The 15,869-nt window shown below is 44.4% G+C and carries 8 protein-coding genes and 1 pseudogene; 4 read left to right on the top strand and 5 right to left on the bottom strand.

What is annotated here, in order from left to right; all coding sequences use genetic code 11:
- Window positions 1-147 precede the first annotated feature (147 nt).
- From L6773_RS01430 to L6773_RS01415, 4 genes are all read left to right on the top strand, one after another.
- Complete coding sequence (locus tag L6773_RS01430; protein WP_237852054.1) at window positions 148-3,894, top strand: BamA/TamA family outer membrane protein; 3,747 nt, start codon at window positions 148-150, stop codon at window positions 3,892-3,894.
- Between the two features lie 161 nt (window positions 3,895-4,055).
- Entirely contained in the window at window positions 4,056-6,017 is a 1,962-nt protein-coding gene (locus L6773_RS01425) for an adenylate/guanylate cyclase domain-containing protein (protein ID WP_237852053.1), read from the top strand.
- A 113-nt stretch (window positions 6,018-6,130) separates the two neighbouring features.
- Window positions 6,131-6,763, top strand: coding sequence for a Pycsar system effector family protein (locus L6773_RS01420; protein ID WP_237852052.1), 633 nt, complete (start codon window positions 6,131-6,133; stop codon window positions 6,761-6,763).
- Between the two features lie 15 nt (window positions 6,764-6,778).
- Window positions 6,779-7,387, top strand: coding sequence for an HD domain-containing protein (locus L6773_RS01415; protein ID WP_237852051.1), 609 nt, complete (start codon window positions 6,779-6,781; stop codon window positions 7,385-7,387).
- 59 nt (window positions 7,388-7,446) lie between these two features.
- Here the strand turns inward: L6773_RS01415 and L6773_RS01410 are convergent, their stop codons facing one another.
- The 5 genes and pseudogenes from L6773_RS01410 to L6773_RS01390 form a co-directional block, all read right to left on the bottom strand.
- Window positions 7,447-8,457 (bottom strand): serine hydrolase domain-containing protein, encoded by a 1,011-nt coding sequence (locus tag L6773_RS01410; RefSeq protein ID WP_237852050.1) that lies wholly within the window; start codon window positions 8,455-8,457, stop codon window positions 7,447-7,449.
- Window positions 8,458-8,553: 96 nt separating this feature from the next.
- Window positions 8,554-8,837: pseudogene (locus L6773_RS21640) on the bottom strand (HepT-like ribonuclease domain-containing protein).
- A gap of 62 nt (window positions 8,838-8,899) precedes the next feature.
- Entirely contained in the window at window positions 8,900-9,190 is a 291-nt protein-coding gene (locus L6773_RS01400; RefSeq protein WP_237852048.1) for a nucleotidyltransferase family protein, read from the bottom strand.
- A gap of 74 nt (window positions 9,191-9,264) precedes the next feature.
- The gene (locus L6773_RS01395) at window positions 9,265-12,291 is read right to left on the bottom strand and encodes an efflux RND transporter permease subunit (RefSeq protein WP_237852047.1); all 3,027 of its coding nucleotides are present in this window, start codon (window positions 12,289-12,291) and stop codon (window positions 9,265-9,267) included.
- A gap of 289 nt (window positions 12,292-12,580) precedes the next feature.
- On the bottom strand, window positions 12,581-15,862 hold the full coding sequence (locus L6773_RS01390; RefSeq protein WP_237852046.1) for an efflux RND transporter permease subunit: 3,282 nt from the start codon (window positions 15,860-15,862) through the stop codon (window positions 12,581-12,583).
- Window positions 15,863-15,869 lie beyond the last annotated feature (7 nt).

Here is a 15,869-nt window from a genome sequence, read left to right as displayed (position 1 = left end):
AAATCTATTTAATCATTAAAGCCGTGTCTGAAGAGATGCGGCTTTTTTTGTTTGTGTATTGAATAAATAGATTTCAAAAACGTTTTATTAGTCTATAATTACCCTCGCGCAATTTCTTAATCTAATTAAGGGTCTCTATTTTTAAGGATGAAAAAACAATACGTAGTTATTCTCATCTTTTTGTTCCTTGCCTCGTGTTCGCAGTCCCTGCTGTATATCAACCCTGAAGAGAAAAAAACACAGGAACAGATGCCGCCGCCAGAGGAGGATTTAATTTATCAAACATTCTTAATTGGCGATGCGGGAGAGGCCACATTACAGGTACAGGAACCGGTGCTTAAGTTGTTTGAGTTGTTTCTTAAGAATGCCGGTGAGCGCAGCGCGGCTATTTTTTTAGGGGATAACATTTACAGTGCAGGACTTCCCGATTCTACCCATCCGGATCGCAAATTGTATGAAGGACGGATCATCGAATTGATGAAAACTGTAGAGAATTTTGAGGGTAGAGTTGTGATTTTGCCGGGAAATCACGATTGGGATAATGGCGGGCCTGAAGGGCTGGAGAGAGTGCTGAGGCAGGAGGAATTTGTTGAGAAAACCCTGGATCGCGGAAATGTATTTCTGCCTGATCATGGATTTCCCGGACCGGTGTCCATCAAACTTTTGGATGACGATGAGGACCCGAGACTGCGAGAAGATATCCGGTTGATTGTTCTTAATACGCAATGGTGGTTCCACAGGTATGAAAAACCTTTTGGCGATACGGGGGAGTATGAACTTTTCGATGCGGGGGATGTACTTTCACAATTGGATAATCTTTTAAAAAAACAGCGGAACGATTACCTGATGATCGCCGCCCATCATCCGCTTATCACTCACGATAATCACGGCGGATATCTGCCTCCCTCTGCTCATCTAAAGCCACCCGTTTTTGGGAGTTTTTATGTACTCTATCGAAGAGTGTTTGGTCTTAGGCAGGATGTGATTCATCATCATTACAAAAAGATGGCCGATGCAATGCAAGAGTTGTTCAGTGCAACCGAACTGGAAGATATGATCTATGTTGCCGGCCATTCACATGGTTTGCAATATCATCGGCAGGAGGTAAAGCGAGTAAATCATCACTATATAGTGAGTGGGGCGGGTAGTAAGAGAAGCTATATTTCTCATGGAAGGGGTGCAGAATTTACATACGGAAGCAGAGGTTTTATCACCGTTCAATATTACGCCGACGGTTCCGTGTGGATGGAAGCGTGGGCCCCAAAAGGAGACGGCTCAACCGGAACCCTGCTCTATAAAACCCAATTAAAGCCGCCATTTGAAGTTGCTTTTTCTGATGAAGCCATTGCCGAGTCTGTCCCCGACATCAATTATTCAGACAGCACTCGAACCGTTGCAGCAAACCCCCGGTATGATGGCAAAAGCCGACTGTTTGAATGGTTGATTGGAAAGCATAATCGAAAGTACTGGTCCGTTGAAAATGAATTTCCTCTTTTTGACGTAACTGAGCTTGAAGGGGGGTTGACCCCTGTTCGGATGGGTGGAAAGGGCCAGTCAACAACGTTACACCTTGAGAGGGAAGACGGCCGGGATTATGTGCTCCGTTCAGTTGATAAGCGTGCCGGAAGGATTTGGGATGATAATCTTAGAAAAACCTTTGCCCTGGATGTTGCCCAGGATCAGTTTTCAATCATTAATCCCTATGCCGCTTTGGTAATTCCCGATCTCGCTGATGCTGCCGGAGTGTACCATACCAATCCAACAATATACTTTGTTCCCGATGATCCTAAGCTTGGAGATTACACTAACGAGATCAGCGGGGAGCTGGCACTGTTTGAAGAGCGCCCCAACGGTGACATGAGTGATGTTGAAAGCGTAGGAAATTCAGATGAAATTTTGAGCAGTACGGAGCTATTTCGCGAGCTGGACGGGGATATCGACCATCGGGTGGATCAAAAAGAGTTTGCGCGCGCACGGCTGCTGGACATGCTTCTGGCTGATTGGGACCGCCACAGTGATCAATGGAGGTGGGCTTCTTTTGAACCCGAGGATGAAAAAGGCAAAATCTATAAACCGATTCCACGCGATCGGGATGTAGCTATGATGAGAATGACCGGCCTGCTTCCAAGTACCGCCAGAGTTTTGGGCCCATTTTTCCAGTATCAGAACTTTTCAGATAGTTATGGAAATCTCAAAGGGCTAAATTTCAATTCTTTAGCTTTAACCCGCCTGTTTACCAACCAGGTTACAAGAACAGAATGGCTGGAGATTGCTTTGGATATTGAGAAATCGCTGACGGATGCTGTGATTGAAGAAGCTGTCCAGAATTATCCCGATCCTGTATTTGAAAAGTATGGTGATGAGACGATCCGAATCCTGAAAGCTCGTCGGGATCAACTACCGGATGTTGCAGAAAGATATTACGAATTGATTTCGGGAGTTGTCTCCATTCCGGGTAGTAACAAGCGTGAGTTGTTCCGGGTGGACGTTTTGACTGAGGATGAGATTTTGGTGAGAGTTTACAAGCTATCGGGCGGGGGTGAACGAAGGGAGCAATATTTTGAACGAATATTTGCTGCCGGTGAGACTGACGAATTACGTCTTTACGGAATGGGCGGCCGCGACCAGTTCAGGATTACAGGTGTATCATCAAATCCAATAAAAATCAGGATATCCGGTGGTTCGGGTGAAGATGAGTATTTCGATGAAACTCCCAAAAAGGGAATTCGCCGCACGGTGTTTATATATGATACTGAAACCGGAAATCATATCAATCGCGGGCCGAATTCAAAAGTAAAACTGGCGAATCAGGCTGAGAATGTGAGTTATAATTATAAGTCTGATTTTCGATGGAATACCACTCTAGCAGGACTTTATTTCGATTACAACTCTAAAGACGGGCTATTTTTGGGAGGGGGGCCAGAAATTATTCGCCACGGGTTTCGAAAAAACCCGTCTTCCCGTCATTTTCTACGTGCCAATGTGTCTCCCTCAACCGGCGCAGCAAATATTCGCTATGATGGAGCATGGTACCTGCAGAGCAGTGCAACGTCGAACCGAAGAGTTGATTTCGATGCCCAATTTTTCTTTCCCAAAAGCTATAAAAACTTTTTTGGGTTGGGGAATGAAACCACTCTCGAAGACCGGTCGCTGAACTACTATCGCGCCCGTCTTTATCAATATTCTGTGGAGCCGCGGTTTGTTCTCAATAAAAACATCATGGAATTTTACACGGGTATTCATATTCGGGCAACAAATGTGGAACAGGATCCGGACAACATACTCTCCGATCCAAACCTTGAGATTCCGGCAGGCGAATTCAAAGAGCAGTTGTTCAGTGGCATTACGGCCGGTCTGAAATTTTCAGACTTGGACGACGGTCAAAATCCCCGAGAAGGGTTTCGTCTTTTAACTGAGGGGGATGTTAACCTGGGAATAGTGAATACAGATCAGAGTTTTACCCGCTTGAAATCGGAATTGGAGTTGTACTTTTCTCTTCAAACTGATCGGCAGGTTACTATTGCAAACCGATCCGGTGGGAATCATACTTTTGGGGATTTCCCATTTTACGAAGCAAATACTATAGGCGGAACAACAAATTTGAGAGGTTTCAACGGGCGGCGGTTTTCAGGACGATCCTCATTTTTCAACAATACCGAACTGAGACTCGAATTGTTTGATTTCTACAACTATTTTTTGGGCGGAAGAGTAGGCCTAAACGGCTTTTTTGATACAGGTCGAGTTTGGGTTGATAGAGAGTCGTCATCAGTCTGGCACTATGGATATGGAGGAGGGATATGGTTTAATATGTTTGATTCCCTCCTGATCAATACGGCGATTGGCTTTTCAGAGGATGGATCGCTATATACCATTAAAACCGGATTCTTGTTCTGATACAATTTAAATGGTGAACTCTATTTTGAGTTGCAACTACAGGAATTGAATATCGTTTGATAAATCTTCATATATTCAATTTTAGAAAATAATTATCTGGTAGCGTTTAGGCAGGGCATATCTTTTCGGCTTCTCGTTAAGCGCTATTGTAAAAACCTGGGATGAATCAACAAAATAATATACGATTACTTGCCGCCGTGATGTTTGCCGATATCGTCGGCTACTCAAAAATGATGCATGAGGATGAGCAAAATGCCAAATTATTGAGAGACCGGCAGCGAGCTGTAATTAAAGATCTCCTGCTGAAATATCACGGTGAGGTAATGCAGTACTATGGGGATGGCACTCTGATGATGTTTGGCAGTGCGTTGGATGCCGTGAATTGTGCCCGGGATATTCAAAGAGAATTGAATAATCAGCCGTTAGTTCCCCTGCGAATTGGCATCCATATGGGGGATGTGATGTATGATGATGAAGGAATCTATGGCGATGCGGTAAATATTGCTGCACGGGTTCAGGGGCTCGGCCTTCCCGGCTCAGTTATGCTCTCCGAGAAAGTTGTGGACGAGATTAAAAATCAACCCGGCTTCAGGTTTGAATCATTTGGGAAACATGAACTCAAGAATATTTATATGCCGATAGGTATTCATGCCGTGGCTGATGAGGGCTTTAATGTTCCTACTCAATCCTATGTGCAGAAGCTTACGGGTACAAATCACAATAGTATAGCGGTTCTCCCTTTTACCAACTACAGCCGGGAAAAAGACACCGAATATTTTAGCGATGGCATTACGGAAGAGATTATTAATGCGCTTACAACCATTAAAGATTTGAAAGTGGCATCCAGAACTTCTGTGTTTGCATATAAGAAAGAGATTAAAGATGTGCGGGAGATTGGTAAAGAGTTGAATGTAAGTACAGTTTTGGAGGGCAGTGTACGCAAGGTAGGGAATAAAATTCGGGTTACAGCCCAGTTGATCAATGCCGATGATGGCTTTCACATCTGGTCCAATAATTTTGATGGAGATATGCAGGATATTTTTGCTTTCCAGGACGAAATTGCCCGGAAAATTGTGGATAAACTTGAGGATAGTCTCTCCGATCAGGATAAGAAAAAAATCTACGAATCTTCAACGAATAGTGTAGAAGCCTATAACTACTACCTGCAGGGTTTGTACTACTGGAATAAGAGAACGCCCGAAGCTGTGTTTAAAGCGATTGATTATTTTGACCGGGCTATTGAGGAGTGCGATACGTATGTTAATGCAATGGCCTCGCTGGCAAATTGTTACACCTTCCTTGGAACCATTGGCCATATGCAGAGTAAGCTAGCTTTTATGATTGCTGAAAAACATGCTCTCATGGCGATAGAACTAAATAATACCCGGGCTGATTCTTATATAGCCCTGGGATATGTGAACCTGTTATTTAAGTGGGATTTTAACTCAGCCGAAGCCAATTTCCGTAAAGCTATTACTATGGAACCGGATAACAGTGAAGCTCGCCAGGCACTGTCTTTGTACTATCGCATTATTGGTGATTATGATAAAATGCTGGATCAGGCCGATGCGGCCGTTAAGATCGATCCTCTTTCACTCCCGGCATTGTTGGAGTCAGGGCGTGCCCATTGGGTCATGGGCAAATATGAAAAAGCCTTGAATGCTTTTAACGAAGCTTTGGAATTGGATAAAATGTTCAGGGCAGCATACGAAGGAAAGGCCGCGGTATATGCAAGCCAAAAGAAATATGACAAAGCTTTACGTATGATTAAAAAGTACGCAAAACTGATCGACTCAAAATACAGGGGAGCTTCTCAGCTCGCATATATTTACGCTGAAATGGGAGACAAGGTATTGGCTGAGGAAAATATCAACCGGCTGAAAGAAAGAGAAAAGGAGGAGCCAAATCACAATCTGTCGCTTGATTTTGCGATGGTTTACGCGGCTTTGGGAAATAATGACCTGGCTTTTGAGTATCTGCAAAAAGCTGTGGATGCAAAATTAGGAGGAGTATTGTTGATTCATTCACTCCCCTTCATCAAAGACCTGAAGGATGATCCACACTATAAAGAAATTGAAGGACAGTTAGGACTGGCAAATGAAAAAATTGGAATTAATAAGTAAACTTCTTTAAAAAAGATTCTCAAAAAATTTGCTGAGGAGATAACTCAAAATGGTTGATATCCTCCAAAGGCAAAAATTTAAAATGATTTAAACATAAATATCGGCTGATCATTATGTCAGACAAACCAGAAAAAAAAGATCCAAAAGATTCTTCAAATGAATCGGGTCAGCAGGAAGAGAACGATGACAAGAAAAACCTGGGTTCACTTAAAAGAGGAGTTTCGGACATGTTCCGAACTTCTTACAGAACTCATGTGGAGCTTAGTGCCATTGCAGACAACAAGTCTAATATTATGATTAGTATCAATGGTATTATTATTTCCATTATCATCGCTTCTATTTCATCGAAAATTGATACCAATCCCTGGTTGTTAATTCCGACCTCTCTGATGTTGATTACCTGCATGACCGCTTTGATCTATTCCATTCTTGCAGCTCGCCCTCGAGTAAGTAAGGAACCTGTAACTCTCGAAGATGTTCGAGCCAACAAATCAAACATTCTCTATTTTGGAAATTTCTATAAGCTCAGCCGCGAAGATTATGTGACTGGTATTGAAGAGCTGATGGCAGATAGTAAGCGACTTTATAATACAATGGCAAGGGATTTGCACGGACTTGGGACCGTACTTGAAACCAAATTTCGACTTCTTCGAATTGCCTATAATGTATTTATGTGGGGACTTGCTGTTTCCGTAGCCAGCTACCTGGTTGTTTACTTTCTCGTTTCAGGTGGAAGCGGGTTCTAACTTTTTTCATGGCAAATGAACAACAAAGAGATCATTAAAAAAGTGGAAACGCATGTCCGTGAACTCTACGAGGCTCACCTGGATGATATTTTTGTTTACCATGACCTGGAACATGTTGAAAAAGTTGTAGAAGCTGCTGACCAGATTTCCAATCACTATAAACTAAATAAGCTGGAAACCCAGGCAGTACATATTGCCGCATGGTTTCATGATGTGGGATACCTGTTGTATCATAGTAATGGGCATGAAGTTAAAAGTGCAGAACTGGCCGTTGAATTTTTAAAACAGGAGAATGCAAACCAGGAACTGATAAAAAACGTGAAAGAGGCAATTCTGGCAACGAAAGTATTCAGCAAACCAACTACATTGACAGCTAAAATTGTAGCTGATGCAGACCTGTTCAACCTGGGAACTTCAGATTTCAGAAAAACAAATAAGAAGATGTGGGTTGAAATGAAGCGTTACTACGGGAAAAAAATACCTGCACATGTATGGTACAAAAGCGCGCTGGATTTATTGGAAAAACACCAATATCACACAGAATACTGTCGAAACCTTCTTCAGGAAGGAAAGCAGGAGAATATTGATTTGATGAAAAAATGGTTGGAAGAGAATGGGAGCTGATGTAAGAATGGCGAAAAATTGATCCTGGAGTTTGAAATTGGCAGATCAAAAAATGGTATTCAATTCTCATTGTCACACAGGATTCTGACTATGCGATTATATACAATATTAGATACCATTAACGTGTTTTCACCTGTGGTATTTACAAACTGAACAACTACAGTATCCATCTCTTTGTGATAGCGTGCGATGCTATAGTACCCAAGCAGCCAACCTGTATGCTCATATTCATAAACAGACGAATAGATAGCTTGTTCGTCACTATTTAGTAATGAACCATCATGTAAAGCCCGAAGGAATATTCCCACATCCCGGGCTGTAGCAACCATCGATCCGCCGGGAGTTACCCAATCAAGTTCTTTTGTATCGCCTTCGTACGGATGATGATAGCCGCTGACCACATCAGTGGAATTCACCTGGCCGAGCAAATTGTACGTATGGGTGAGCCCAAGTGGATCTAATAATTGTTCTTTTATGTATTGATGGTGGCTATATCCCAAATCATTGTCAAGAATACGGCCAATGAGCAGATAATTTGTATTGGAGTATTGATAGCGAGAGTCAGATTCAAAATTCGCGTGTTTATTAAATACAAGCTGTAGATGTTCACCGATATCTGTATGTGACTTGGACCAGTCGAACTCTTCTTGGTCTACAAAATTGGGTATTCCGCTGCGATGCTGCAATAACATCCTGAGGGTAATCTGGCCTGCATTTTCTATCCTTCCCTCAAGTTCCGGCAAGTGCTCTGAAAGTGTGTCATCTAATGACAAGCTACTGTTGTGAACCAATTTTACCGTTGCAGCTGCAATATACAATTTGCTGATACTGGCAATCTTGAACAATGCCTCCGGATCGGCGGGTACTTGATTTGACCTGTCTTTCCATCCGGCATGATAAAGTGCTGACGGCTTTCCCGGTTCATCTACATACACGATAATGCCATCCAGTCCGTGATCTATCGCATCATCTACTTGTTCCTGAATGGTATCGGGTAATGGAGCCAACCATGCAAAAACTCCGTTCCAGGGTACAAATACCACTGCACTGATTATAGCAACGATTGGCATGATTATTCTAAGGAGCCAAACGATTCGTTTCTTCTTTTTAGGTTTAGTTGAATTTCTCAAGTCTTATTAAATATCTAATAGCGATGACGTCAATTCTCAACTCTCTTGCGATTCTTTAGTGACAATTTTTCTCAAATCCTGAATGTTTTTAGGCAGCTCATCTATGATAATTTTCCAGATGTTTTCAAAGTCAATACCAAAATATTCGAGGACTACGAAATTTCGTAAGCCGTACATTTCTTTCCATGGAATGGCAGGATACTTTTTTCTGGAACGTTTTTGGAAGCTTCTCCGATAATTTCCAGATTTCGAATAACTGCATCTGTGATGAGATTGCTCTCTTGAAATTCATCAAACGTTAATCCATCTGTATACTCCATGATTCGTTCCATAGAATCCAGCATGTCCTCTAAGTAAAACAAATAATCCCGGTCCTTTTTACTCATACAAACTTTGTCTCACTCAAGATAGACTCTTTGAGTTGCTTTTTTAAAGCATTCCGGGTTACCAAATCAACAGATCGATTCAGGTGAGATTCAAGGAAATCTTTAAGCTCAAAAAAAGCCCATCCCAGTGGTTCCTGAAGGTCAACCAGAATGTCTACATCACTTGCATCAGATTGTTCTCCTTTAGCGTAGGAACCAAACACACCAATATTACTCACTTTGAATTTTTCGATGAGTACAGGTTTTAATTCCAATAATTGCTTTTCTATGTCGGATGAAGTTTTCATACTTGTGTAAACTGAATAAGCTTAAGTAAATGAAGTTTACTCAAAAGATGCGGCTCTTACAACCTCTCAAATAATCACTCCCCCGCCGCACGAATCACTCGTCTCGACCAGATGCTTATATCATCCAAAATCACGTAGATCGAGGGAAGAACGATAAGTGTAACGACAGTTGAGAACGTCAGTCCGCCAACAATAGCTCGGGCCATGGGGAAGTAGGGAGGTCCTTCGCCGCCGATTTGGGTGGTTCCGAAACAGAGAGGGATCAAACCGAGAACAGTGGTGGCTGCAGTCATCAATATCGGCCGCATTCGGTCTTTGCCGCCTTGAATAACGGCATCGCGCCGGGAGAGTCCTTCAGTTCGCAGGTGGTTGATGTGGTCAATCAATACAATTCCGTTGTTCACCACAATTCCCATCAGGATGAGGATTCCGATGAAAGCCATCAGATCGAAATTGGTGCCTGTGATAAAGAAGAACCAGAAGATTCCCACCACGCCGAAGAAGATACATGAGATTACACTGGTAGGGTACAAGAGTGATTCAAACAGAGAGGCCATAATCAGGTAGATCAAAAAGAAAGCGATGCCGATGTTGAACAGCATCACGTTCATCGCTTCAATATCGTTTCCAAAGCTGCGGCCGTAACTCCAGGAATAACCGGAGGGATACACAATCTGGTTCATCACTTTCGAGATCTCCGTCCGTGCTTCTTCGGAGGTGATATCATCCAAGTTCACGCCAATCCCAAGAGAGGTTTTACGGTTCTCACGGAAAATTCGTCCGGCTCCCGGGCTCTGCTCAAAATCGGCAAGGGTAGCGAGTTTTACAGTCTGGTTATTTCCGACAGATATCGGCAGATCTCTGAGATCATCGAGCGTTTGTCGGTTTACATCCTGGAATGCAAGCACTACGTCGATTTCACTTTCGGGTCCCCGAATTCGTTGTATTGTCTGCCCGCGCATAGCCCCGGAAACCATATTGGCTACGGCACTGGAGGTCAGCCCAAAATTACGCGCCCTGTTATGATCCACTGTCAGGCGCACTTCATCACTTCCGGTTTCTGCTTCCGATCGAACATCGGCAAACCCTTCAATCTGGCCCAATCTCCACTCTACCTGTTCGGCGAGATCTTCCAAAACATCCATCGACTCACCTTGCACAAATACTCGAACCTGCTCGGAGCTGTTGCGGCTAATATATTCAAATGCAGGCTGACCAGTCGCAATTTTCGGGAGGTCTTTTTCAATCTCCTCTTTGATTTGAGTGACAGACTTTCCAGCTTCATCATCCGGCACAAGATTGATCGTGGAGTTGGCATTTTCGGGCTGGTAATAGGTGTATACCGATTCAATCTCAAACTTCTCCTGGTTATCATAAAGGTACTTCTCGATCCGCTCCACTGATTCTTTCACAGTCTCAAGCGTGTATGAAGCATTCAGGTTGTACTGAAGATTCAGTTGCCGCTCTTCAACCCGGGGGAACATATCTACGCTCATAAACGAAAGTGGAATGGCACCACTGAAAAAGAGCAGAGTAATCAAAAAGACAGAGAGTTTCCTGCGATCCAGAAGCCAGCCAAGGAATGCTGAATATCGAACCGCAAGTTTGTCAATAAAGGTTTTTTTCCTTGATTCTTCCGGTGGTTTGATTTTTGAAGCAAGCAGGGGTATCACCGTCAGGGAGATCAAAAGGGATGCAAGAAGCGAAATGATAATTGCCATCCCGATATAGTACATATGCTGCGAGATAAAACTTTCATTCACCACATTTGGCAGAAATACGATAATTGAAGTAAGCGTACCTGCGGTGACCGCAATGGCTACCTGTTTCGCCCCGAGTACGGATGCATTTTTGGGGTCACTTAATTTTCGTTGGTACCGATGGATATTCTCCGTCACAACTACGGCATTATCCACAAGCATACCGATGGCAAGCATCAATCCCATCATTGATAGAATATTCAGGGTGATATCAAGGAAGAAGAAAAAGCCGAGGGTTACAATCAGTGAGAAGGGAACGGCGGTTGCCACGATCAGCGTGGTGCTTACCTGACGAAGGAAAATGTACAGAACCACAATGGAGAGAAGAGCCCCGATCATTCCGGCGTTGAAAAGCTCCCGAAGCGAGCTCAGGATACCGTCGGCCTGGTTAAACATCTGGTAGATCTCAATCCCGTGCATCTCGGGAAGTTCACCGATTTCGTCGATCTCTGTGAGTACGTCATCCACTACTTGCACCGTATTGGCCGTGGATTCTTTGGTGATATCCAGTCCAACGGCGTATTTCTGATCGAGATGGCGAGCATAGTTTCGTTCGGGGGAGGTATATTTTACAGTGGCGATATCCTTAACGCGAATGTTATTGTCGGCGATGATGAGGTTCTCAATATCTTCCACACCGTGAAGATCGCCTACAGGCCGAACCATATATCGCATCCCCGAGTCGGTAATTTTTCCGGCTGAAATGGAGAAATTCGCTTGACGAAGCCTGTTACTGAGTTCATTTAAGTCGATATTATAGGCGGTGATCCGGTCCGGATTGATCTCAACCCGAATTTCCTTCTTTTCCACTCCATAGAGAGTCACCTGTCCAACGCCCGGAATTCGCTCAATACGCTGCTTGAGGTTTCGATTCAGAAGTTCGTAGGCGTCTGAGAGATCTCGTTCACTGGAGATTCGGAGTTGAAGGGTTGCTTCATCGCCATCCTGGAATTTGAAAATCTCGTAGTGCTCAAAATCATCCGGGAGCTGATTTCGAATGCTTTCAATTTTCTCTTTGATCTCAATTGCCTTCAGGTTGATATCCGTCCCCTGGTTGAAGATCACCACCACTCCCGCATTGTCTTCGCCGGAGTTAGAGTTGATCCGGTCGATTCCACTCAACGTGGCCAATACTTCTTCAATCGGCCGTGCAATATTTTCATTGATCTCTTTTGGAGTGGAGTTAGGATATGGAAGTTGAACAAAAGCACCGGGAAAGGTGATGTTCGGCATAAACTCAAGTGGAACCAGCCGGGTTGCAATAAAACCTACAACAACCAAACTGACGAAAATCATCAGCGTGGAAACCGGACGTCGTATGGAGAGATCGGTTATGTGCATGGCTGAGCCTCCGGTTTAAAAATCCCCCTTCGACTTTTTTCTTCCCCCTTCGAATGGGGATTAAGGGGGATGGCTGTAACCTCTACATACCGTTTCAAAGCAGAGCAGTGAAACGAGATAAGGTCTGTTACGTTTCTGAACAAATTAGTATATGGAGCATTTGCTCTGGGGGGATGTACACCCCTCCCGACTAAAGTCGGACTCCCCTCAAGCGGAGAATTACCAACCGAGGGCCTTCCTTGGGATGGAGGGGAAAATTCGTGGTTCACTGAATGATTAAAATTGGTCATCAAACACCCTCCGTTTCAGCTACATATCTCTTTCGATCCATGATGGAGTACATCACCGGGATGACGACAAGAGTCAAAAATGTGGATACTAAAAGCCCGCCGATGACGGTGATTCCCATCGGGGCACGGAGTTCGGCGCCATCCCCAAAACCGATAGCGAGTGGAAGCAGGCCGAGAGTTGTAGTCAGGGTTGTCATCAAGATAGGGCGCAACCGAGATTTACCGCCTTCCATAATCGCTTCAATTTTTTCAGTCCCTTTTTGCCTCATCTGGTTGATCAAATCAATTAAGACGATGGCATTGTTTACAACGATACCGACCAACAAAATCAACCCTATAAATACAACTACACTGATGGTGGTTCCGGTGAAATAAAGAGCCAGGATCGCCCCGACAAGCGCAAGAGGAATTGTGAATAAAATGATAAACGGGTGAAGGAGTGATTCAAACTGGGAGGCCATCACCAGGTAGACCAAAAAGACCGCAAGTGAAAGTGCAAACAGGAGAGACTGGAAAGAATCCGACATCTCCTCGTTTTGACCGCCAATTTGAGCATAAACTCCTGTAGGCATGGTTACTTCTGACAAGATCTGTTGAACCTCCTCGGCAGCTTCACCAAGGTCGCCATAATTCAGGTTTGCCGAAACGATGGCTACACGCTGTTGGGATACCCGGCGAATTTCACCCGGCCCGTTTTCAATCTGTACAGTGGCAATAGCACTCAACGGAATGGGGCGTTCGCTATCGGGATTGACAACCAACCGTTTGATTTCATCAATAGATGCACGATCAGATTTTTGCGCACGAACCAGAACATCGATCTTGCGATCTCTCCAGGAATACCGGGTGGCTACATCTCCTCGCACATTACTCACAATCCGGTCGGCTACTTCATGTACCTGTAATCCAAGTGCGGCGGCACGATCGCGATCAAACAAGATCTGCACTTCAGGGCTGCCGGTTTCCATCGTGCTTTTTACGTCGGCAAAACGATCATTGGAAGAAATGCGATTTGTAACAGCATCACTGGCTTTTTTCAGGTTCTCAAGATCAAATCCGCTGATCTCAATCTCCACCGGGGTTTTAAAACTGAACAGTTCGGGGCGTGCAAATTTGTATTGGAGGCCGGGCACTTGTTGGAGTGATGTTCTCATTCGGTCCATCGTCTGCTGTTCCTCATACGAAGATGCCCCGGAGGCGAGCGTTACATTCAGTTCACCCCAATTTTCGCCGCCCTCATCGGGATTGGCATCCATCTTGTTCCCGGTTCCGGCTACGGCAAAGGTAGTTCGAACACCTTCGTAATTCTTGGCTGTGTTCTGAACAGACCGCAGTGCCTGATCTGTTTTCTCAATTGGAGTTCCGGGGGGAAGTTTGAACTCAACGGAAAACTCTCCCTGTGATAATTGCGGTATCAGTTCTATTCCAATTCTGGGAACCAATGCGATTGATCCGGCAAAGATTAAAAAAGCAGAAACCAACACTACGGATTTGTGATTCAGTGACCAGTTCAGAAGGGAGGTGTATTTTCTTTCAGCGTATTGGTACCCCTTATCGAAGGCTTTTACGAATGGGGAAAAGACAGCTTTCGTGATTTTGGCAATCCAACTGACGATGAATTTTATACCTTTTGTGATGTATGTAGGAATCGTGTAGAAAAGGAACATTCTGATCTTTCGCAAACCGCGCCCAAATTTTGTTTTGGGTTCCTTCAATTCTAACGGTTCAATGGATTTTTTCTCGCCGCCGATGGATGAAAGCATCGGGATTAAAGTGATTGCTACAACAAGAGAGGCCAATAGTGAAAATGTAACGGTGAGGGCCTGGTCACGAAAAAGCTGACCAGCAATTCCCTGTACAAATACCAGGGGAAAGAATACGGCAATAGTGGTCAGGGTTGATGCGATCACAGCCATTCCAACTTCGCCGGCACCTTCACGGGCGGCTTCCACGATACCTTTACCCTGTTCACGATGACGGGCAATATTTTCGAGCACCACGATGGAGTTATCCACCAGCATACCGATACCAAGAGCAATGCCCCCAAGTGACATAATATTAAGTGAGATATCATTGCCGTACATCAAATTGAATGTGGCGATGACAGAGACCGGGATGGATATCGAAATAATAACGGTGGACCAAAAATTTCGAAGAAAAAAGTAGAGCACCAAGACGGCCAATATCCCCCCAATGATTCCCGCATTCTTCACCTCATTAACCGCCGATGCTATGAACACCGATTGGTCGTATACTTTCTCCAGTTTCATATTTGATGGAAGCGAGGCTCGGATTTCATCCATCCGGGCATTTACAGTTTCGGCAACGGCAACGGTATTGGCATCGCCCTCCTTATAAATGGCAATCTCTACCGCTTCGGCACCATTTAATCGAGTAATAGCTTCACGTTCTTTGTATGATTGAACCACCTCAGCTACATCTCTGAGGTAAACAACATTTCCCGAGTCACTGGCAACAACTACATCCCGAATCTGGTCGATGGTTTGAAATTCATTGAGAGTTCGGACTAAATATTGTTGGGCACCCTCCTCCAACCGGCCTCCGGAGAGATTCACATTCTCAGCACCCAAAATTTGGGTCACTGTTTCTATGGGAATATTCAGGTACGACAACCGCTGCTGATCGATATTTACCTGGATCTCCTCTTCCAGTCCACCGCTGATTTTTACCGAAGCAACTCCAAGGGATGACTCCAGGTTTTTCTTCAACTGTTCATCCGCAAGAATTCGCAGGCCTTTCAATTGCGATATCGCTTCCGGGCTGGAGAGATCCTGGTAGTTGGCAAAATCTACGGAGGCATCATTTTCTGATTCTCCAGGAACTTCATCAGTATAATAGAGGGCGTAACGAAGGATGGGGTCGAGAGTCGGATCAAAGCGAAGAGTGACCGGTTTTTCTGAATCGAGGGGAAGCTGAACGGCATCGAGTTTTGCCATCACATCGAGGTTGGCAATATTCATGTCCGTTCCCCAGGCAAACTCCAGGATTACATCCGACTGGCCGGCTCGCGAAATGGACCGAACCTGTTGGACACCTTTCACAACCCCAACAGATTCTTCAACCGGTTTTGTGATAAGATTTTCGACCTCAACCGGGGCAGCACCTTCAAATTCCGTTCGGATGGTGAGCGTTGGATAGCTGAGTTCAGGCAGCAGGTTTACATTCAGGCGGGAGAGGGAAACCATCCCAAAGAGCAGTACCCCCACCGTAAACATGGCAATTGTTACTTTCCGGCGAATCGAAACATCGATAATTTTCATAGCAGTA

The organism is Rhodohalobacter sulfatireducens (genome assembly GCF_022012475.1).
Taxonomy (GTDB): domain Bacteria; phylum Bacteroidota; class Rhodothermia; order Balneolales; family Balneolaceae; genus Rhodohalobacter; species Rhodohalobacter sulfatireducens.
This window is presented reverse-complemented; position numbering and strand designations above follow the sequence as displayed.